The following is a 21,015-nucleotide window of genomic DNA, read 5'->3' as shown; positions in this document are numbered from 1 at the left end:
ATGGCGATAACTGATCTGTACGAGCGAGCGCGCATCTGGTGGATCGGCTCCGATCCCGGGTTGTTGCGCCTCCGGATGGCGACCCGGACGACGGCCGCCTTGGCCTGCTCGCTGCTGCTGCTGTTCCTGCTGACGAAGGCGACCGGGCAGCCGATGACCGTCGCCATCCTTGGCGCCGTCATCACGATGATCGCGGCACGGTCCGTCAACGAGCCCGATCCCCATCAGCAGCGGATCACGATGGCCCTGCTACCGCTACCGGCGGCGCTCGCCATCACGGCCGCGGCAGTGCTGGCACCCCACAAGATCGCCGCCGACGTCGCCTTCGTTCTGGTGGTGTTCACCGCGGTCTACATCCGCCGGTTCGATGCCCGCGGACGGGCGCTGGGGATGGTCGCTTTCATGGCCTACTTCTTCACCCTGTACCTGCGGGCCAGCCTGTCGGAGCTGCCCTGGCTGTTCGGCGCGGTCCTGGTGGGCACGTTGTGCACGTTCGTGATGAGCAACTACGTCCTGCCCGATCGTCCAGAGCGCGTGCTGCGGGCCACCGTTCGGTCGCTGCGCGCGCGGATGGCGATCGTGGTCGACACCACTGCCGACGCGCTGCGGGTGGGCCGTCTCGACGAGCGGCGGCAGCGCCGTTTTCGCGCGCGCATCGCGCGGCTCAACGAGACCGCGTTGATGATGCAGAGCCAGATCGAAGACAAGGTCAATCCGACCGCGCTGTGGCCCGGGGTCAGCGGCGAACACTTGGCCCCGTGGTTGTTCGACGCCGAACTCGCCGTGGAATGGGTCGCGATCGCCGGTCAACGTGCCGCAGCCGTCGCACCGGACATCCCTGTCGGGATCCGGCTCGAACTCGCCGGAACGCTCGGCCAACTCGCGTGGGCCATCCGGACCCCGCAGCCCGACGCGCTTCGCAGGGCCGCGAATCGCGCTCAGCAGATTCTCGACCAGCGGCCCTATTCGGCCCCGACCGACGATGCCGGCGAAGCCGCGGTCCGCCGGCTGGCCCTGGCGATAGTCGCCGCGGCGAAAGCCACCGCGGACGTGCGGGCGTTGGTGGAACATGTCACCTCACCCGAAGGGCACGGTGTGGACGCACCACCCCCCGCCTCGGAGAGCGACGCCCCGGCCCCCGAACCCGATGACCGGCCGCGCGACACCGGCCTGCTCCCGACAACGCGGCAAGCCATCCAGGCGTCCGTCGCCGCGTCATTGGCCATCGTCACCGGCGAGTTGGTATCGCAGTCGCACTGGTATTGGGCTGTGATCGCCGCCTTCGTAATCTTCGCCGGCACCAAATCATGGGGTGAAACACTCACCAAGGGCTGGCAACGACTGCTGGGCACCGTGCTCGGTGTGCCCTGCGGCGTGGTGGTCGCCACCCTGTTATCCGGACACACCGTCGCCTCGCTCGCCACGATCTTCGTCTGCCTGTTCTGCGCCTTCTATTTCATGCAGGTCACCTACAGCCTGATGACGTTCTGGATCACCACGATGCTGGCGCTGATGTACGGGCTGCTCGGCGAGTTCACGTTCGACGTGCTGCTGCTGCGAATCGAGGAAACCGCCATCGGTGCGGTGATTGGCGTCGGCGCCGCGATCCTGGTGCTGCCCACCAACGTCAGAACCACCATCCGGGAAGACACGAGTGCGTTTTTGAGCACACTGTCCGCCCTGATCGATACTTCGATCGCGACCATGTTCGACGACGACGACGCTAAAAGCCCCACCGAGGAGGCGCGTCAGCTCGATCGCGATCTGCAACAGTTCCGGGTCAGCACCAAGCCGCTGCTCGCGGGGGTGGGTGGCTTCGCGAGCCGGCGCAACATTGCGCGTGGCGTGCAACTGTTCGCCGCGTGCGACCGGTACGCGCGCAACTTGGCGCGCAGCAGCGAACAGTACAACCAACCCGGTTGTCCCCCAAAGTTATCCGATGCCGTCACCACCGCGGCGTCGAACACCAGACGCAGCATCGACGCGCTGGTGGCCACGCTCGGTGGCGCCCACGGGGTGACCGTCTTCCCCGCCGCCGACTCTCTCGATGCCGCCGAAACCCTGGCCAGGCAGGAGGACGGCGACGCCGACCCGGGGCCGAACACCCGACGGCTGCTTACCGCGTTGCACTCGTTGCGCCGGATCGAACGGGCCGTCGTCGCCGCGGCAAGCCACCTCGGCGCGGAGGTCGGTCTAAAAATTCCCAGCACCAAGCTCGCCACCGTTCAGACAGGCGGAACGACAAGCGACACAGTTCATTTGGCGGTCGAGCCGTCAGAAGGCCGTCCCAGTGGTTAGCATCTGCGTAGCATCGACGAACCGGTAGCCCGCTCCGAGGAGAATTGCCATGGGCACTCCGAACATCCCGCCGGGATTCGACTTCACCGACCCCGACATCTACGCCCACCGGCTGCCCGTGCAGGAGTTGGCCGAACTACGCCGAGCCGCACCGATCTGGTGGAACGAGCAGCCGCCCGGCCAAGGCGGATTCGGCGACGGCGGGTACTGGGTGGTGACCAAGCACCGCGACATCCGCGAGGTCTCGCTGCGCAGCGACGTCTTCTCGTCGGCCACGAAGTCGATCGTCCCGCGCTACCGAGAGGACCTGGCCGCGGGCCAGATCGAGGCCGGGCGCACGTCGATGATCATGATGGACGATCCCGAACACAGCCGGCTGCGCAAGATCGTCTCGCGCGCCTTCACGCCACGCGCGGTAGGCCGGTTGCGGGACGAGCTATACGAGCGGGCCCGGCACATCGTCACGCGCGCCGCGGCGGAGGAATCGGGCGACTTCGTCCGGCAGGTGGCCTGCGAGCTGCCGCTGCAGGCCATCTCGGGGCTGCTCGGTGTGCCGTCGGAGGACTACGACAAGCTGTTCGACTGGACCAACAACATGATCGGCAGCGACGACCCGGAGTTCGCCGACAACGACGCGCTGACCTCGGCGGGCGAATTGATGTGGTACGCCATGCAATTGGCGGCACGAAAAACCGAGAACCCCGGTGACGACATCGTCACGTCACTCGTCCAGGCCGATGCCGACGGCCAACGCCTGTCCGAGGAAGAGTTCGGCATGTTCGTGGTGACACTGGCGGTGGCCGGCAACGAGACGACCCGCAACTCGATCACCCAGGGAATGATGGCCTTCACAGACTTCGCAGACCAATGGGAGCTGTTCAAGGCGCAGCGTCCCAAGACCGCGGCCGACGAGATCATTCGCTGGGCCACACCCATAACGGCTTTTCAGCGCACCGCGCTGAAAGACACCGAACTCGGCGGCGTGCCCATCGAGAAGGGTCAGCGGGTCGTGCTGTTCTACCGATCGGCGAACTTCGACGACGAGGTCATCGATGATCCGTTGCGCTTCAACATCCTTCGCAGCCCCAATCCGCACGTCGGGTTCGGCGGCACCGGGGCGCATTACTGCATCGGCGCCAACCTGGCGCGCATGACCATCGACCTGATGTTCAACGCGATCGCCGATCACCTACCCGATCTGACTCCCGCCGGTGACCCGGAACGGCTGCGCTCCCCCTTCATTAACGGCATCAAGCACTGGCAGGTCGACTACTCAAGTGTGAGCCGTTAGTTCAACGCAAAACCTCTGTCGCCGCGCTCATTTCGCGCAGCGATTTTGCGGCAAGCTTGGTGAATGCCTGCCGCTTACCCGGCTCGAGCCAACGTAGGTAGGCAGCGTTGAAGGCCAGCGCGCCGACTTCAGCGGCGAGACTGGCGGCGGGCTCCTTCACCCCGCGGTCGCGCAGTGCCTCGGCCATCACGGCGGTGAGGGCCGCTCTCTTCAACAGCTCGCGCTCCCGCAGATCGGGATTGCCGCCGATGATGGCCTGACGCTTGGCGAGGAAGTCACGTCCCTCTTCGGAGAAGTCGGCGGCGAAGGCCGCCAGCCCTGCGCCGATCGCTTCCAGCGGCGTGGCCGAGGCCGGTGCACCGGCTATCGCCTCGACGAGCAAGCGACGGTGCGGTTCTTGGCTGCCGAAAAGGATCTCGCGCTTGTCCGCGAAGTGGCGAAAGAAAGTCCGCTTGCTCAACCCGGCCCGCTCCGCGATCTCGGTGACGGTCACGGTCTCGTATCCCCGGTCGATGAACAGCTCCACCGCGGCCCCTACCAGCCGCTCCCGCGCATTGGGCTCCCACCGACTCATCCCCATACCTTAGGGAACACCTGATCCGGGATGACACTTGGTGCCATCGCATGTAGGGTGATGTCACCAAGTGCCATCAATGCGCTCAGAGGGATTCGACATGACAAATCAAGGGAACGCATCATGAGCCGTGCCGTCATGCACGACACGTTCGGGGGGCCCGACGTGCTCGAGGTGCGCGATGTTCCCGAGCCGCACGCGGGCCGGGGCGAGGTTCGAGTGAGGGTACGGGCCGCGGGTCTGAATCCGATGGACTGGGGGATCGCCTCGAGGCCTGAGCTGGCGCAGATGTTCGGCGTGAGCGTGCCGAGCGGATTCGGTTGCGACTTCGCGGGATTCGTGGATGAGGTCGGGCCCGGCGCCGAGGGATTCGCGGTGGGTGACCGGGTGTATGGCGGCACGCTCGCCAGGGCCGTCGCCGACTTCGTGGTGATGAAGGACCCCACCCACCCGCCCGAAGGGCTGCTTCACACGCCCGACGGCGTCAGCGACGAGGTGGCGGCGGCTCTGCCGATCCCCGGGCTCACCGCCGCCGCAGCATTGGCGGCGATCGGTCCGCGTTCCGGTGACACGATCCTGATCGGCGGTGCTGCCGGTGGCGTGGGTGTGCTCGCCATCCAACTCGCCAGGCTCGCGGGCGCGACCGTGATCGGCACCGCGTCACCGGGCACCTTCGAATTTCTGCGGCGGTTGGGCGCCGAGCCGGTGGCGTACGGGCCTGGGCTGGCTGATCGCGTGCGAGCGCTGGCCCCCGGCGGTGTGGATGCGGCAACGGACTTGTTCGGCATCGAGACCGCCGAGGCCGCTCTCGCGCTCGGAGTGCCGCCGGAGCGGATCTCCACGATTGCCGCCGGGCCCAACCCGCCGGGCGGGGTCCGCGCCACCGGCGGATTCGATGCCGCGCCGGGCGCGCTTCTGCAGATCACGGACGCGATCCTCGGCGGCGAAATAACCGTGCCCATCGCCGCGTCCTTCCCGGTCGAGAAGGTCCGCGACGCCGTGACACTGCAGGCCGGGCGCCACGTGCACGGGAAAATCGTGATCAGCTTCTGATGGTCACAAGCCCGGCTGTGGGCTCTGCACGTCGTGGCTGTTGCCGGTCGCGATGAAGTCCTCGATCAGCTCGACCACCTCCGTGGGCGCCTCCACCTGGGCGAAGTGACCGACGTTCGGCAGCACCTCGAGCCTGCTGTCGGCGCGCGCCTCGCGGGCGGCGTATGCGTGGTTGACGGGGATGATGTCATCCCGCTCGCCCCAGATCGCCATGACCGGCAGCTCCTCGCGCAGCCGCAGCCTGTTCAGCGCGCTGACCGCCTGCCCGCGGTAATCGACGACCGACCGCAGGGTTCGCAGGAACGACTGCCTGGTCGCCGCGTCCGACAGCGACGAATAGGCACTCCACATCTCGGCGCCGCGCGGCGAGTGGACCCCCACGCCCCGAAACCACGACCAGAGCTTGTTGCCGGCGGTCAGCACCGGCTTAGGCGCGATGATCGGCAGCACCAGCTCCGCTCCGGGCGCCGAGAGCAGCCGCAAGATCCATCCGACGTCGGGGCCCAGACCTCCGCTGCTGATCAGCACCAATCGCGTGACGTAGTCGGGGTGCTGATACGCGAATTGCATCGCGACACCACCACCGAGCGAGTGCCCGACCACGCTGGCTTGGCTGACGCCGAGTTCGTCGAGGAAGTCGCGAAGCCAGACGGCGAACGCGCCCAGCGAGTAGTCGCCTCGCGGTTTCGCCGACTCGCCATGGCCCAGCAGGTCCGGGGCGATGACCCGGAATTTCTTCGACAGCTGCGGTATCACCGATCGCCAGGTGTCCGAACTCCCGGCCATGCCGTGGATCAGCAGCAAGGCGTCGCCATGGCCCTCGTCGCGATAGGCGATCTGGTCGCCGTGCAGCTCCAGAGACTTCAAACGATTCATAAACTTCGGTGTACCCGCTGCAGTCCTGATCAGCCCTCAGCGATGATTTAATGCATGACCGAGCCCATCGCCGCCCGCGTGGCCGTCTACCTCGACTTCGACAACGTCGTGATCTCTCGATACGACCAGATTCATGGACGCAGCTCGTTCCAGCGCGACAAGGCCAAGGGGATAGAGCAGTTTGCCGAGCGGCGGGCAAGTGCCACGGTCGACGTCGGCGCGATCCTGGACTTCGCGTCGTCGTTCGGGACGCTGGTGCTCACCCGCGCCTACGCGGACTGGTCTGCTGACATCAACGCCGAATACCGCGGACAGTTGGTGGCCCGCGCGGTCGATCTGGTGCAGCTGTTCCCCGCCGCCGCCTACGGCAAGAACGGCGCCGATATCCGGCTGGCCGTCGACACGGTGGAGGACATGTTTCGGCTGCCCGACCTGACCCACGTCGTGATCGTGGCCGGCGACTCCGACTACATCCCGCTGGCCCAGCGGTGCAAGAGGCTCGGCCGGTACGTGGTGGGCATCGGGGTGGCCGGCGCGTCGAGCCGGGCACTCGCGGCGGCCTGTGACGACTTCGTGGTCTACGACGCGTTGCCCGGGGTTCCGGCGCTCGAATCCGATGCCGTGCCGCCGAAGCGACGGTCCGGGCGCAGCAAGCCGGCTCAGCCCGAGGAGCCGGCGTCGCCCGATCCGCAGGCGGCGGCCACGGCGCTGCTGACGCGCGCGCTGCAGATCGGGCTGGAAAAGGACGACGTCGAGTGGCTGCACAACTCCGCGGTGAAGGCGCAGATGAAGCGGATGGACCCATCCTTCAGCGAAAAGTCTTTGGGATTCCGGTCTTTCAGTGATTTCCTGCGCTCGCGATCGGATGTCGTTGAGCTCGACGAGACTTCGACGACGCGGATGGTGCGGCTGCGTTCGGACGACTGAAGGCCTGACGGAAGCCACGCCCCATGTGACCAACACCCCTGTGCCCAGGTCGCGGGTGCACCAGGCCGCCTTTACGCTGCTTGGTTACACGAACTTAACGGGGGTTTTGATGCGAGTATGGGGGCCTGTGAAAAGGCACCGTCTATCTAATTGCGGACTCGTGCTGGTCGCACCAGTGGCTTGTCTCGTCGTGGCGTCGTGTTCGGAAACGGTGTCACCCCCCGCGCTTACCCCGAGCACCTCGACTTCCCATTCGAAAAGCGGCGCGAGTGCGGCGCCGGCCCCGATAACGGGCCCACTGGAGAAAGATTGGAAAAGCTACGGCGGAACGGCTTACTTCGGCTGTCCGGAAAAGTTCTCGGTCGACAAATCGGCGCTCGACAGTATCCGGCCCAAAATATTCGACACGAAAACGGGGCAGTACGTGGCGCCGGCCATTCCGGCGATTCCCGCAGGCGAGAACCTCACCGGCGGCATGTGCGCGCTGACGGGAACGGCCGACGACATGAAGGTCGTCTACCTCCTCACCACCGTCAAACCCGCCCAGGGCTCGACCCCCGAGGTCACCAAGGCGACCGCCTATGCGTATGACACCAAGTCAGGCCAACCCACGGCCACCAAGGAACTGCAGCCACCGAGCCCGGACCTGAAACTGACTGCGGCCAAGGACTGGGGACTCGCCTCGACCGCCTCGGGCGTGGCGTGGGTGAACGCCTTCACCGATGGCCACGCCCAGGCGTCGCCGCCAAGGACCGTGGTCCTCTCCAACACCGACCTGGCGATGGCGTGGAACGACCCCGTCCCCGCACGGGCCTGGCAGGACGTTCTCGCGTTTCAACGAAGCACCGACCCCGCCAAGACGTCGGGCGCGGAGCTGCGCAGGCCCACCGGAGAGCCGATATACCAGGACAACGACATACAGAGCGTCGATGCCGAATTATCAGACGGTCCAGTAAAACTGGTGAAGATGACGCATTTGGATTCGTCCAACCCACCGGTGGTGTCGACGATGTTTTACGACCTGAACGCGAAGGCCGTCATCAGAATCGGTGACTCCGATCGCATCTCGGGTGGCGGCCTGGCCGCGACGCTGTCGGACGGGAAATTATTTGTCGACGGGCGCAATGCGGACAACTCCCAATTCGGTTTCGGGGTATGGAATCTGCGCTCTCAACAGTGGGATTTCTTGAAAAACCGCGATGATGCCAAGAAGATGCCGATCACCAAGCTGGCATTTTTCGAAGACCACCTCTACATCACCAATGCCGGCGGTACGTATTCGGTACTCGCCCTGCCCGGCACCGATCCGATTGCCCCCAACTGGACGGTGCGGCCGTTCACTCGGATATCCGGGTGGACCCTGGTCTGCCGCGACGAGACGGCGCCGGGCTCCAACGGGGAGTGCAAGGAAATCGTCATGGTGCAGGACCAGGACGGCCACTACCCCGGCCCTTGGTTCTAAACCCAGCCGAGGGCCTGCGGAACCATGTACAGCCCGAACGCCATGACCACGAGACATAGCGCGCGCGTGACGTACTTGTGCAGTCCGCGCATCCGCCACTGCTCGGGGAGCGCTCTGGCTTCCAGCGCCAGCAGCAGGCCCAGCACGATGGGCAACAGCAGGGCGTTCATCACCTCGACGTCCACGGCCAGGTTGATCAGGTCGACGCTGGCCAGGACGAGCGCCGCGCCGACGACGTGCGCGAGCCCGTACGTCAGGTAGAACTTCGCGGTGGCGCGACTGGGCCGCTCGTTGAGCGTGTGCCGCCAGCCGAACACCTCCGCGAGTCCCCACGCGCCCGCGAGCGAGGCGACGATCGCGGCGACAAGCGCCGCGCCGAGCATTCCGAGGCCGAACAACACCGTCCCACCGACGCGTCCAAGGTACGGGGTGAGCGAATTGGAAATCTGGCCAACGGTTTCCAGTGGCGCATCGCCGCTGTGGCCCGCGACCGTCGACGCCATGGTGACCACCACCGCGATCATGATCAGCTGCGTCAGCACCGCCCCGAAGGCCGTGTCGTACCGGGCCTGGCGAATCGTGTTCTCCGACAACCTCTTATCAACCACCGCGCCCTGCTGATAGAAGACCATCCACGGCATGATGACGGCACCGACGTTGGCCGCGACCAGAAGCAGATACGACGGGTCGCCCAGCGGCATCGATGACAGGCCGTCGATCAGCGCCTCCGGACTCGGCCGTGCCATGACCATGGCGACCAGGAACGCCAGCTCGGCGGCGCCCACGATCAGGCCGATGCGTTCCACTCGCCGGTAGCTGCCCGTCAGCACCAGCGCCAGCAGCGCCACGGTCGCGATGGGGATGCTCACAAAGCGAGAGACGCCGAAGAGCTCACCCACACCGGCGACGCCGGCGAACTCCGTCAGCAAGGCCCCGATTGCCGAGGCGAACAAGGTGAACGCGGAAAGCCACGCCCAGCCGCGGCCGAATCGCTCCCTGATCAGGGCACCATGCCCGCGACCGGTGACGATGCCCAGGCGCACGGTCATTTCCTGCACGACGAAGAGGACGGGCATCAAAATGAGTTGCGGCAGCACCATTCGGTAGCCCCATTGGGCACCGGACTGCGACGCGGTGATCAGTGACCCCGCGTCCGTGTCCGCCAACATCACCACCAGGCCCGGACCCCAGACAGACAGCAGGCCCCATCGCAGCCACCGGCCGCGGACGCGCAGCGAGACCGTCGCCCGACCGTCGGATTCGTCCGCCACCGGTGTGGTTGTCTCGGTCAACCCGTCCCAACTCCTTCACGTGTCCCCCGCGCCTTGGCGAATTCCCGGGCGCCCCGGAGTTGCACTCTAAGCTGAGGGTGCCCTAACCGTGCGAGAGGGCCGTCAGTTCGGCCCGCTACCTGCGGAAGTGTCATTCTCAAAATCGCGCCTGCGTTCTCGAAAATGCGATAGTGATTCTCGAATTGCGAGAGTACGTTACCGAGGTATGCAAACGGTCCGCAGTTTTTGCCGCATCTGCACTTCTGTCTGCGGCATTCTGGTCGACGTCGACGGGGACGAAGTGGTCCGCGTCCACGGCGACCAGGACCACCCGTTCTCGCGCGGCTACACCTGCCCGAAGGGCCGGGCGCTGCCGTTGCTGCACCACCACCCCGACCGTCTCGAACATCCGCGCATGCGCGTCGACGGCCGGTTGCAGGACACCGCGTGGGACGTCTGTCTCGACGATCTGGGTATCCGGCTGAAGGAGATCATCGACCGCCACGGACCGCAGTCGGTCGCGTTCTACTTCAGCACCATGGAAAGTGCCGGCTTCCGGATGGCCGAAGCCCTGCACGCGGCGATCGGCACGCCGGCCAAGTTCAGCCCGTTGACCATCGACGGCACCGCCAAACCGTTGGTCTCGGATCTGGTGGGCGGCTTCATGGGACTGTCCGGCCGAACGGACCTGGACAACGCCGACTTTCTGATGCTTGTCGGCGCCAATCCCGTTGTGTCGCACGGTCATGCGATCTCGATGCCCAATCCGACCGGCACGGTGCGCGAGATCGCCAAACGCGGACAGGTGTGGGTGATCGACCCGCGCCGCACCGAGACCGCGCGCCTGGCCACCGGTCACCTGGCGCCGCGGCCGAGCACCGACCATGCGGTACTCGGGTATCTGGTCCGCGAGATCTTGCGCGACGGCATGAAAACCGATGTGCCGGTTCAGGGTATCGACGAACTGGCCGCCGCGGTCGAACCCTTCACACTCGAACACACCGCGCGGCTCGCGGACGTGCCGGAGGCGGAGCTGACCCGGCTGTGCGCGGCGGTGCGCGCCGCCAAGTGCGTCGCCGTCGAAACCGGAACCGGTGTCACGATGACGGCCGACCGAGGCAACGTCACGCAGTGGCTCGCATGGGTGCTGATGATTCTCACCGGCGCGATGAACCAGCCCGGCGGGACGTGGTTCCATCCCGGATTCGCTTACCAATTGGAGGCTTTCGGCGAGTTCCTGCCGATCACGCCGATTGAGGGGTCGTTCGGTCCGGGGCCCAGCAGCCGACCGGAGGCGCAGGCGTTCATCAACGAGTGGCCGTGCGCCGTGCTGCCCGACGAAATCGCCGCCGGCAACATCCGGGCGCTGATCAACGTCGGCGGCAGCCTGGTCACCTCGTTCCCGGAGACGGGCAAGCTGATTCCGGCCCTGCAGAACCTCGAGGTCTTCGCCACCACGGAGATCATTAACAACGAGACCACCGAGTTGGCCACCCACGTCCTGCCGACCAAGGATCCGTTGGAACGGCCCGACATCACCATTCACGACATCCTCAGCTCCCGGGTGTCCGTGCAATACAGCCCCGCCGTGGTGAGCCCGGTCGGTGAACGACGCTCGATGTGGTGGGTCTTCGCCGAACTCGGCCGGCGGCTCGGTTACGAGCTCGGCAGTCTCGGCGATCCGGACACCAGCACCGACGACGACGTCCTTTCCGTATTGCTGGCCGGCGCCCGCGCCAAGTACGACGAGGTGATCACCGAGGGTTGGGCGGAGGTTCCCCGAGAGCTGCCCGCGCAGTGGGTCGAGGACCACATCGGCCGAATGGGCGGCTGGCGCCTCGCGCCACCACTACTCGTCGATCAGCTCGCCGCGCTCCAACCGACCGCACCGCTGGTGATGGTGCCGCGCCGGCAGCGCAAGAAGCTCAACGGCCAGCTCGATTTTCTCGGCGAAGCGCCCGAGATCTTCATCCATCCTGACGACGGCGCCGCCGCGGGCGTCGTCAATGGCCAACGGGTGACGGTGCGCACCGAGCGGGGCGAACTGACCGGGCTGGCGAAGATCGACGACTCGATCCGCCGTGGGGCCGTGTCGATTCCGCACGGCCACCACGTGGCCAACGTCAATCGCCTGACCAACAAAGACGACATCGACGTGGTGACCGGGATGGTCCGCTACTCCGGCATACCCGTCAGCCTGCATCCGGCGTAGCGCGTCAGTCCTTGGACTTTTCCGAGTCCTTCGAATCCTTGGAGTCGTCGGAGTCGTCGGAGTCGTCGTCGTCGGAATCCTTGGAATCCTTGGAATCGTCCGAATCCTTGGAATCCTTTGCGTCCTCGGACTTTTCGGACTTCTCGGACTTGTCCGCGTACTTCGTCAGGAGGCCCGCCAGGTCACGAGCCTCTGCGGGTGACAATAAATCCTCGAATACCTTTTCGTCGTCGCCCGAGATGCGCGAAACGTATACCGCGTTGTCTTTGGCGCCGACGTCCCATCGGCCCCCCTCGTTACTAGCCATCTGATGCCGCCTTTTCGCTTGAGACCTCATTGACCGACGCGTCCCGGCGCGTTACTGCGTGGGTTACCCACTTGTCCCGGGTAATCCTCGGCTCTAACGGCGCAACAGTCAGGCACGCAAGGACGGGAACCCCGTCGACGCGACGGCATCGATGGCGCATTGATACGACACGACGGGGGCTTCCGGGTCGACCGCACACCGGGCGGCCGGATGACAGTGGTGATCGCGGCCTGAGGCGTACCTGTCAAATCTGTTGTGCGATAGAGCACCACCTGTCGGGATCGCAGCACGGCACATGGCTCAGCCGATTCGAAGCCCATCCGACGCGTGGCCGGGCTCAGACACCGGGTAGCTCCCTTGCGTTAACCCGTAAACGAGTACCGGATTACTCGTGTGCCCGAAGAGGGTCCGCCAGAAAATTGGTCGTGGGGGCTACAGAGAGAGGAAGTCAAAGTCATGAAGTACGTGTTGGAGTGGCGCATTCGTCCGGGCATCGGCGGCCAGCAGGCCGAGGCCGATACACAGCGCGCGGTCGAGCTGTACTCGAAGTGGCAGCCCAAGGTGTCGATCCTGCAGTTCGTCGGCCGCATCGATGCCGAGGGCGGGTTCATGGTCTGCGAGGCTGACAACCCGGCCGACATCCTCGAAGGCACGGCCAAGCTTGCGAACTACGTGCAGTACACGTGCCACCCGGTGGTCGACGTGGCCGACTGGGTGCAGGCCGGTCAGGAAGGCATCGATTTCCGAAAGGGCATTGGCTGACCCTTCGTCAAAAGCGCCGCCCACACTCTCGCTGGGCGGCGCTTTTGCTTACTGCGAACGATGGTGGCAAGTCTGGATTCGAACCAGTGAAGCTTTCGCGACGGATTTACAGTCCGCTTTTCTCGTCGTTTGTTAATTCAAGCTGGGAGCTGTCCGCGAGGATTCCGTCGAGTACATCGAAGCATCTCCATCGGTAGGTTCGGCACCAGTCGGGTCATCGGCTTGCAAATCGGATCATCAGTCGCGGCGGGGCCCAGTTCCTGGACCGTCTCTTGGATAGCGCGACGTTCGCGGCGTCTGACTGCAGCGTTCCTTGATATATGCGTCAGCGAAACGAATGTGCTGGCGCACAACAGGGATGGGCAATTGCTGGCAAACTGCTACGGTGCGGTGCAAGATGGTTGCTCAAGCAGACAACGCGGAAGGGCCAGGCGTTGACGACAGAAACGAGCACCGCCGAGTCAGGCACGACGGCGACCCCGCTGCGCGCGGTGGTCGCCGACGACGAAACCCTGCTGCGCGAGGGTTTGGCCAGCCTGCTGAACCGCTCTGGGTTCAGCGTCGTCGGGCAGGTCGGCAACTCTGTCGAGCTGCTCGCGCTAGTGCGCGAAGCCAAGCCCGATGTGGTGGTGGTGGATATTCGGATGCCACCCACCCAAACTACCGAGGGTCTTGAGGCCGCCCGGGTGATCCGCGAGGAGCTACCCGACACCGGCATTCTGGTGCTGTCTGCGCATGTCGACGTTGAGCATGCAATGGAGCTGCTCGCCAGCGGCCGCGGTATCGGCTATCTGCTCAAGAGCCGCGTCACCGACGTGGCCGATTTTGTCGAGACCCTGCAGCGGATAGCAAAGGGTGGCTCGGTGGTCGATCCGGCGGTGGTCCAGGAGCTGGTATCCGCGCGGCGCCGCGACGATCCCCTGGCGGTGCTGTCTCCGCGGGAGATCGAGGTCCTGGAGTTGATGGCCGAGGGCCGTTCGAATGCCGGCATCGCGCGGCGGCTGTGGGTAACCGAAGGCACTGTCGAAAAGCACGTCCGCAGCATTCTGACCAAGCTGGGTCTACCCGAGACCGACGACGACCATCGTCGCGTCCGCGCGGTCGTCACATTTCTCGACTCCCGTTGACTCGTAGTTGTATCGAGCGCCTTAAACCATCTGCGCGAGGGGCTGTGGGGCGGCATAGCCCGCGCAGCGGCCTGCCTCGGCAAGGAGCAGGCGCAATCGGCGACGTCCGCGATGTAAGCGTGACACCACGGTTCCGAGTGGCGTGTTCATGACTGCGGCGATTTCCTTGCACCGCAGCCCCTCGATGTCCGCGTAATACACCGCGGTGCGCAACTGCTCGGGCAAGGCGTGCATTGCGGCCCTGACTTCTTGGTCGCCGAGGCCTTCCAGCGCCTGTTCCTCCGCCGAGGGCAGTCCCATGGCCGAATGGGCAGCGCTCGTCACCAGTTGAAGGTCCGTTATGTGCTGCGCCAAATCGTGCGCCGGGCGCCGCTGGGTCTTGCGGCAATTGGAGATGTGGGTGTTATGCAGGATTCGGTAGAGCCACGCATGGATGTTGCTGTCAGGTCGAAACGAGTCAAACCCAGCGAAGGCTTTCGCCAGCGTCTCCTGGACCAGATCCTCCGCGTCGGCGTGCTGCTCCGTCAGCCGCCGCGCCTGTACATATAAGCCGGCAATAGCGGGGGCGACTTGGCTTTGAAACCCGGCCACGGAGCTTGGGTCGGCGGGCAGTTCCACCGGCAGAGTCATGATGCACCTCTCGACGATTCGCGCTGACGGCGCCTGTCTGGCTCCATGCCTTTAGCGTTGCGTGCCGGACGACCCACGTCTGCACCGCTGGCAACCATCGAGGGTTCCGGTCAGCCGCAGTCCACGCCTCCCGGCTAGCGGGGCCGCAGTCCGAGCCGGCCTAATCCCACGCCGCGGGCCGCGCCATCCTTCCCGGCTCGCCCCAGATTCCTGCTAGCTTCCATGCGATGGATCCACTCCTGCCCCACACTGACCTAGTGAGCCCTGCTAAGCGCACGCGTTGCGTGATTCTCGACGACAACCGCGACTTCCTGGATGCGGCGGCCCGGTTACTTGAGCATCAGGGAATCAACGTGGTGGCAATAGCCACTTCGTCTGCAGAGGGGCTGCAGCGCGTCAGGGAGCTTCGGCCCGACGTGACGCTCGTGGACATCGATCTCGGCGAGGAGAGCGGTTTCGAGGTGGCCGAGGAGCTTCACCGGAACGGGGGATCGGGCGCCTCGGTGCCGACGATCTTGATCTCCACACACGCCGAGGAGGATTTCGCCGAATTGGTCGCCGCCAGTCCCGCTCTGGCTTTCATTCCCAAGTCCTCCCTGTCCGGCAGCGCGATCCGGGACGTACTGGGACTGGCCGGATAACGGAACGTCCGAGCACTACCTCGCCGCCAAAGGACGTTCTAGCTGCCGCGGTAGCTCGTCCACGGTTAAAACGGCAAACATTCAGGATCGCGCGTTCGCACTCGTAGGTCATTGGCAATAAGGCGAATTGATATGTCGGGCTAGCCGGTATCACGCGCAGTCTTTATGGCGAAGCGTCATAGATGCGCGGGGAGGTGGCGTTCCGGCTGAAGCGGGACGCGCCCGCCAAGGTCGTTAACTGACATCAGTCCTTTCCCAGCTCTCTGGTCTGATGGCGCCTGAATCATTGCATCACTTACGCATCGAAACCTGCCAAATGCAAGCTATTCCGATCAGTTGTTCTGAGCATGCCTGCAGATCAACACTTTTGACGTATCACGCCGTGCGTTGTACCAGCATCTTTTCAGGATGCCGCGTCCAAACACGTGTGTCGTTACCGCCAGCCCCAATCGATATACCCGGCTAGCCGTTAGTTCGGAATAGGCGCTATCCCCCGGATAATCACGTTACAAAGGCATAACGAAATGATTGTTCCACCACCACGAGCGGCTGCTCGGATGCATTGTGACGCTGCCGTATTGGCGACATAGCAAGCGCCTGGCCGGTCTTCCGTGTAGGGCACGGCCGTTAATCCTGCCGCGCTATTTCGGCGAACTCGCCTTCGCGCGGCAACCAGTATGCCACCGCAAGACCAACCCATCGCGCGTAACTCGGCGTGGAGGAACGTATTACGGCTAGCAGGGGGCCTAATGGACGCTAGCCCCGACGACATCAGCGCAGCGCGCGAGACAACCTAGTGCTGAGACTCAGTTGTCGAGCATTGGTCGGACGTGAGACGCCACGTCAACCGAGCACCAATATGTCTTTGGGAGAAGAGAACATGTCCTTCTTGATCACACAGCCGGCAGCGCTGACAGCAGCTGCGGGCAACCTGGCGGGTATCGCATCGGCGATCAGCGCGTCGAACGCGGCTGAGGCTGCTCCAACCACTGGGCTGACTGCCGCAGCCGCCGACGAGGTGTCGGCGCTGACGGCGGCGGCGTTCGCCGCCCATGGCGTGGTGTACCAAGAGGTCAGTGCGCAAGCCGCAGCGATTCACCAGATATTCGTGGCCACCCTCCAAACCTCCGCCGGTTCGTATTCCGCCACTGAGGCCGCCAACGTAGCGGCCACCCGCTGAGAATAGGGCAGCACAGTGGATTTCGGAGCGCTGCCACCGGAGATCAACAGCGGCCGAATGTACTTGGGTCCCGGATCGGGACCGATGCTGGCCGCCTCAGCGGGCTGGGACAAGCTATCCGGAGAACTGTATTCGGCCGCGGCTTCGTATTCTTCGGTTGTGTCCGGGCTGACCGGGGGCAGCTGGCAAGGGGCGGCGTCAGCATCTATGGCGGCCGCGGCGACAACGCACGTCGCGTGGATGGTCGCGGCCGCGACGCGTGCTGAGGAGACGGCCAATCAGGCCAGGGCGGCGGCCGCGGCATTCGAGGCAGCGTTCGCGGCCACGGTGCCGCCGCCTATTATTGCGGCCAACCGCGCGCTTTTGGCCGCGTTGGTTGCGACCAATTTCCTGGGCATAAATACCGCGGCCATCATGGCGATTGAGGGTCACTATGCCGAGATGTGGGCGCAGGACGCCGCCGCCATGTACGCCTATGCCGGCTCCTCGGCCGCTGCAGCGACGCTGACGCCGTTGACCCCGCCCAAACAGAACGCGAATGCGGGCGGCTTGGCGGCTCAAAGCGCCGCGGTCGCCAATTCCAATGGGATGTCGGCCGGGACGTCGACCGAAACAGTCATCCAACAGATTCTCGACAATATAAATAAGGCGCTGGAGCCTGACGTTGTCAACTCGGGAATCAGCGCTTACGCAACGATTCCATCCATCATCGTGTCGGCACTCTCCGGCCTTTCTAGTGGGACATCGAGCTCCGCCACGACCGCGGCCGATGTCACGGTGGCGGCATTGACTGACGTGGGCACTGGTCTAAACAAGGTGGCAAGCAGTCTGGGATCGGTCGGCCCAGCTCAGGTCACCGGTGCGGTATCTGCTTCGATCGGCCGCGCGGCCACCGTCGGACCACTATCCGTGCCATCGACCTGGGGCACGCTCACTTCGGTGGCCGGCGGCACCCCGAAGGCGAGCCTGGTAAGCGCTGCGGGTGCCACCGGGGACCCCGCGGGGATGCCGCCCCCGGTCATGGCAAGCGGTCCGCGAAGCATGACCGCTGAGGCGGGTGTGCGCGGTAAGTTTGGCCACCAGCCGGAAGGGACAACTCTGCGAACGTTGATGCGGCTGAACATGCTTCCGCGGCAACAGTACATCGGATAATCGCCAACCGACGGCTCCGCCGAATCACGCGATGAAACTGTCAGCGATGCGTTGCTGCGGATGCCAGCGGACCGCCTGGGGCGAGTACAGGGAAATCCGTGATGCGCCCATAGCCGGCGACCTTCTGGTTCCACGCCGACGGCTATCAACGACTGATTGCGCAGTTTGTTGGTCACGACGATTCCCGTATATCGACTGCAAGGTGTTCGCGGTGCGGCCTCGCTCGAGGCGGATTTCGTGCGACGTCAAATCAGGACGCCGAAATTCATTGGGCACCAAACGGCATTGTTGTCGTCAAGACTGGTTCTGCCGCAAACCTTCTGGCACCGATGATCGAGCTATCAAAGCCCGCATTTGCAGGTGCGCATTGCGTGCTGACGTGCTGCTCAGTTTAAGGGGAACTGCTCGGCTTTGATCGCCGTCCGCAGCACACGTCGATGGCGTGACCACAACGGGACGTATCGGCCCAATTCCGTGCGTGCCGCCTGTACCACGTCGCGACGATTGACTTCCACGCTCTCGTATTTCTTCAACGCGGCTCGCTGATGTTCGGGCATGGTGGCCAACCACCTATCGATGCGGTTCGCAAAGCCGTTGTCATCGGCTTCGTCCCGTCGCACCCATTCGCCTAATTGCACCGACTGTTGATACGCATAAGCGATGGCTAGATCCGCGGTTTGGTAATTTCCGGTTAGCGCTAGTTCGCTTATCACCCTGTCGATCGCATCCGCCTTTTCAGTCAGCACTTCCCTGCGAACTTCTGGCGGAAGAGCTTTGAGGACCTCCAGGTCCCTCCCAACTCTCAAAGCCTCGGCGTAAAGCCTTTTCATCTCCTCATAGTGAAAGCGCTTCTGCTGCGATCTTCGGTCGAGTGATCCGGTGCCGAACGCTATGGCCCCCGCTACGAGGACGAACGCACCACCGAGGACCGTGCCCTGTCCGGCGGTAATGTTATGCCAGATGTCGAACCACACGCTCATCCCTGCCTATCCAGTGCCTCGGAAGTTCATTTCACAGTTATTATTGATAGGCACCAGACACGAGATCTGTTGCCTATCAACCATTTCTGCCGACTCAGAGTTGGGCTAGCGCGATGCCGGTGAGACCGAAACCCAGGTGTACCAGTTCGGTGTCAACGCCGGTTTCGAGATTGATGTAGCGGATACTTCCGCCGAGATCTCCGACGTACAGCTCGCTTTCGGAGACGGCAGCGACACCAATCGCCTCGTGATATCCGCGGGACAGGATCTCGGGTGTACCGACCGTAGGTTGCACGGTCGCACGGTTGAGCGTGTTGCCGTCTGGTTCGGCGCCCCGATCGGTCCACACCAGCGTCGAGCCACCGAACAGGTGCAGATCGATCGGCTCAGGCAGGTCCTTCCACAACAGTTCGATATCGTCGCGGTGCTGAGGGTTCGCGCCTGCCGGCAGATCAAGCGATGCGCGAAAGATCCTGCCCTCCCCCGCTTTTGGCGCACCCTTCTGTGTCCAATACAGCAGGCGCCGATCCAGATCAACGGCGATGCCGACAGGCTGGTTACTGATCGTGAGCGCGGCATCTGCGCCGACCGCCGGCACCACCAATGGGCGCAGGTCACTTCCGTCGAGGTTGCAGGACAGCACCTGCATGCCTTCCCGGTCGCACCAATACAGCACGCCCGCCTCGAAATCGGCGGCGAGCTGCTTGCCGGTCGTGAAGGCCCCGCGCGGCACGATGGTGAGGCGGTTGTTGCCGTCGAGGTCAGCGCGTTCCAGTGATCCGTTGCGGGCGTAGGCCTCTTCTGCACGTGGGCCTCTCCCTGGATCGGGAGCGCCCATGTTGGTCCAGTAGATATGGCCCCGAGACGGGTCGACGAGGATGCCGTCGGCCCTCTCGTCGATTCCTGTGATCAAGGTGCGCACTCGAGTGCCATCCAAAGACACCGCCTGCAATTCCTGTTTGCCATCGTTGAGCACCAGCAGCTCGGTCATCGGCTTATCCTCTCGGTTTTGGCCCGAGCGGTCTCACCGGCGGGGAACGAGGGCAGGGCATCGCAGAGGGCCTGGACGTTCCGGCCCGCCTGCATGACAGCGGCATCAGGTCTGACGATGGCGGCGGTCGCCCGGCCGCGCTTGAGCCAGCGACCCAATTCGCTTTCGGCAGTGACGGATACCAGAGCCGCTCCACGTAAGCTGAGCTGGCTTTGCTGCGCATCGCTGAGCCGAACTGAGGTGACCAGCGCGAACCGATTGCCGACGACCTGATCGAAGCGGGTTCCGTCCTGCAGCACCGAGTTCGGGCACAGAGTTCCGGCCAGCTGCCCCGGGGAGTGGGACTTGATCACCAGCGCCGACTTACGCAAGCCCGGGGCGACTCCCTCTGCGGCACTCGTGCGGGTGCCGGGCAGGCGCAGGTTACCCATCCGCGGAAACACCACTTTACGGATGAGGTCACCTGTTCGACCACCCCCGGTCATCGCTGTCCCCACCGATACGGCCATCAAAATCATCGCCGCGGCATGGGCTTTGCGCTCCTGCTCGTAGGTTTCCAGCACGCTTTCGGGCAGAGATTTGTTCAGCACGCCGGCCACTTTCCAGCTCAGGTTCAAGGCATCGCGCAAACCCGCCGCCATGCCCTGGCCGACAAACGGCGGAGTGAGATGGGCGGCGTCACCGAGGATGAACACGTTGCGGTCGCGCCAGCTGCTGGCCACCTTCGCGCGGAAGGTATAGGCGGTGACACGGACCAGCCGCAATTGCTCGGCAGGTGTGTCGCCCAGCCACGGCTTGATCAACGGCTCTATGTCGGCGATTTTTTGGTAATCCGCAGCGGTTTCACCGGCTTTCAGCTGGAATTCCCAGCGGTAGCGGGTCGGCCCGACGCGCATATAAGTGCCGGCACGCTCAATACTGCAGAGTTGGTGGCAGCCCTCCCACTGGTTGAGTTCGGCGTCGGTGTCGACGTCGATGACCAACCAGTCCTGCTGGAACGACAACCCGTACATGTGCGCACCGATCGATGCGCGCACCGCGCTGTTGGCACCGTCGCAGCCCAGTACATAGCTGGCCTCCACGGACTGTTCGCCACCGCGCACGCGGTCAAGGAAGCTCACCCGCACTCGGCCGTGCGCGTTCTGCGTCACGCTGGTGACCTCGACATTGCCCCGAAACAGTGCGTCCGGGTACCTCTTGAGGTTGGCGCGCATCATCGCTTCCAACTCGGGCTGGTCGAACATGTTCATCTGGGGGTAGCCGTTGGCGCTCGGCTGTGGG

At 64.5% G+C, this 21,015-nt stretch carries 19 protein-coding genes; 11 read left to right on the top strand and 8 right to left on the bottom strand.

From position 1 onward, the window contains the following. A complete protein-coding gene (locus JOZ00_RS02750; RefSeq protein WP_293339282.1) occupies positions 1 to 2,298 on the top strand; it encodes an FUSC family protein in 2,298 nt (765 codons plus the stop codon). A 49-nt stretch (positions 2,299 to 2,347) separates the two neighbouring features. Beyond that, the gene (locus JOZ00_RS02745; protein ID WP_293339279.1) at positions 2,348 to 3,589 is read left to right on the top strand and encodes a cytochrome P450; all 1,242 of its coding nucleotides are present in this window, start codon (positions 2,348 to 2,350) and stop codon (positions 3,587 to 3,589) included. A 1-nt stretch (position 3,590) separates the two neighbouring features. Here JOZ00_RS02745 and JOZ00_RS02740 read toward each other — a convergent pair whose 3' ends face one another. After that, positions 3,591 to 4,163, bottom strand: coding sequence for a TetR/AcrR family transcriptional regulator (locus JOZ00_RS02740; RefSeq protein WP_293339276.1), 573 nt, complete (start codon positions 4,161 to 4,163; stop codon positions 3,591 to 3,593). Between the two features lie 123 nt (positions 4,164 to 4,286). Between JOZ00_RS02740 and JOZ00_RS02735 the strand changes: the two genes are divergently transcribed. Then, entirely contained in the window at positions 4,287 to 5,216 is a 930-nt protein-coding gene (locus JOZ00_RS02735; protein ID WP_293339273.1) for an NADP-dependent oxidoreductase, read from the top strand. A 3-nt stretch (positions 5,217 to 5,219) separates the two neighbouring features. On the opposite strand, the gene JOZ00_RS02730 is transcribed toward JOZ00_RS02735, so the two are convergent. Then, complete coding sequence (locus JOZ00_RS02730; RefSeq protein WP_293339270.1) at positions 5,220 to 6,092, bottom strand: alpha/beta fold hydrolase; 873 nt, start codon at positions 6,090 to 6,092, stop codon at positions 5,220 to 5,222. A gap of 54 nt (positions 6,093 to 6,146) precedes the next feature. Between JOZ00_RS02730 and JOZ00_RS02725 the strand changes: the two genes are divergently transcribed. Next, complete coding sequence (locus tag JOZ00_RS02725; protein ID WP_293339267.1) at positions 6,147 to 7,019, top strand: NYN domain-containing protein; 873 nt, start codon at positions 6,147 to 6,149, stop codon at positions 7,017 to 7,019. Positions 7,020 to 7,128: 109 nt separating this feature from the next. Beyond that, positions 7,129 to 8,481 (top strand): hypothetical protein, encoded by a 1,353-nt coding sequence (locus JOZ00_RS02720; protein WP_293339321.1) that lies wholly within the window; start codon positions 7,129 to 7,131, stop codon positions 8,479 to 8,481. Here JOZ00_RS02720 and JOZ00_RS02715 read toward each other — a convergent pair. Beyond that, on the bottom strand, positions 8,478 to 9,773 hold the full coding sequence (locus JOZ00_RS02715; protein WP_293339264.1) for a divalent metal cation transporter: 1,296 nt from the start codon (positions 9,771 to 9,773) through the stop codon (positions 8,478 to 8,480). The two genes, JOZ00_RS02720 and JOZ00_RS02715, sit on opposite strands and share 4 nt — an antisense overlap. A gap of 205 nt (positions 9,774 to 9,978) precedes the next feature. Here JOZ00_RS02715 and JOZ00_RS02710 point away from each other — a divergent pair, with 205 nt between their 5' ends. Further along, the gene (locus tag JOZ00_RS02710) at positions 9,979 to 11,964 is read left to right on the top strand and encodes a molybdopterin-dependent oxidoreductase (RefSeq protein ID WP_293339261.1); all 1,986 of its coding nucleotides are present in this window, start codon (positions 9,979 to 9,981) and stop codon (positions 11,962 to 11,964) included. A 4-nt stretch (positions 11,965 to 11,968) separates the two neighbouring features. On the opposite strand, the gene JOZ00_RS02705 is transcribed toward JOZ00_RS02710, so the two are convergent. After that, a complete protein-coding gene (locus JOZ00_RS02705) occupies positions 11,969 to 12,271 on the bottom strand; it encodes a hypothetical protein (RefSeq protein ID WP_293339258.1) in 303 nt (100 codons plus the stop codon). A gap of 456 nt (positions 12,272 to 12,727) precedes the next feature. Here JOZ00_RS02705 and JOZ00_RS02700 point away from each other — a divergent pair, with 456 nt between their 5' ends. Then, the gene (locus tag JOZ00_RS02700; RefSeq protein WP_293339255.1) at positions 12,728 to 13,033 is read left to right on the top strand and encodes a DUF3303 family protein; all 306 of its coding nucleotides are present in this window, start codon (positions 12,728 to 12,730) and stop codon (positions 13,031 to 13,033) included. Positions 13,034 to 13,467: 434 nt separating this feature from the next. Beyond that, entirely contained in the window at positions 13,468 to 14,160 is a 693-nt protein-coding gene (locus JOZ00_RS02695; protein ID WP_293339252.1) for a response regulator transcription factor, read from the top strand. A 21-nt stretch (positions 14,161 to 14,181) separates the two neighbouring features. Here JOZ00_RS02695 and JOZ00_RS02690 read toward each other — a convergent pair whose 3' ends face one another. Next, positions 14,182 to 14,790, bottom strand: coding sequence for a sigma-70 family RNA polymerase sigma factor (locus JOZ00_RS02690; protein ID WP_293339249.1), 609 nt, complete (start codon positions 14,788 to 14,790; stop codon positions 14,182 to 14,184). A 257-nt stretch (positions 14,791 to 15,047) separates the two neighbouring features. On the opposite strand from JOZ00_RS02690, the gene JOZ00_RS02685 reads away from it, so the two are divergent. The 3 genes from JOZ00_RS02685 to JOZ00_RS02675 all read left to right on the top strand — a co-directional run bounded on the left by JOZ00_RS02685 (position 15,048) and on the right by JOZ00_RS02675 (position 17,763). Further along, the gene (locus JOZ00_RS02685) at positions 15,048 to 15,431 is read left to right on the top strand and encodes a response regulator (protein ID WP_293339246.1); all 384 of its coding nucleotides are present in this window, start codon (positions 15,048 to 15,050) and stop codon (positions 15,429 to 15,431) included. Between the two features lie 880 nt (positions 15,432 to 16,311). Next, complete coding sequence (locus JOZ00_RS02680) at positions 16,312 to 16,611, top strand: PE family protein (RefSeq protein ID WP_293339243.1); 300 nt, start codon at positions 16,312 to 16,314, stop codon at positions 16,609 to 16,611. Positions 16,612 to 16,626: 15 nt separating this feature from the next. Further along, positions 16,627 to 17,763, top strand: coding sequence for a PPE family protein (locus tag JOZ00_RS02675; protein ID WP_293339240.1), 1,137 nt, complete (start codon positions 16,627 to 16,629; stop codon positions 17,761 to 17,763). A 386-nt stretch (positions 17,764 to 18,149) separates the two neighbouring features. Here JOZ00_RS02675 and JOZ00_RS02670 read toward each other — a convergent pair whose 3' ends face one another. The 3 genes from JOZ00_RS02670 to JOZ00_RS02660 all read right to left on the bottom strand — a co-directional run. Beyond that, a complete protein-coding gene (locus tag JOZ00_RS02670; RefSeq protein WP_293339238.1) occupies positions 18,150 to 18,737 on the bottom strand; it encodes a hypothetical protein in 588 nt (195 codons plus the stop codon). 100 nt (positions 18,738 to 18,837) lie between these two features. Beyond that, entirely contained in the window at positions 18,838 to 19,734 is an 897-nt protein-coding gene (locus JOZ00_RS02665; RefSeq protein WP_293339237.1) for a hypothetical protein, read from the bottom strand. Next, positions 19,731 to 21,015, bottom strand: a 1,285-nt coding sequence (locus JOZ00_RS02660; protein WP_293339236.1) for a bifunctional 3-(3-hydroxy-phenyl)propionate/3-hydroxycinnamic acid hydroxylase, incomplete at its 5' end; no start/stop codon positions are given. The genes JOZ00_RS02660 and JOZ00_RS02665, both read right to left, overlap by 4 nt.

Origin of the sequence: Mycobacterium sp., from assembly GCF_019243155.1 — a bacterium.
In the GTDB taxonomy this organism is placed as follows: domain Bacteria; phylum Actinomycetota; class Actinomycetes; order Mycobacteriales; family Mycobacteriaceae; genus Mycobacterium.
The sequence above is the reverse complement of the archived record's forward strand: the minus strand, read 5'-3'. Positions and strand labels throughout refer to the sequence as shown.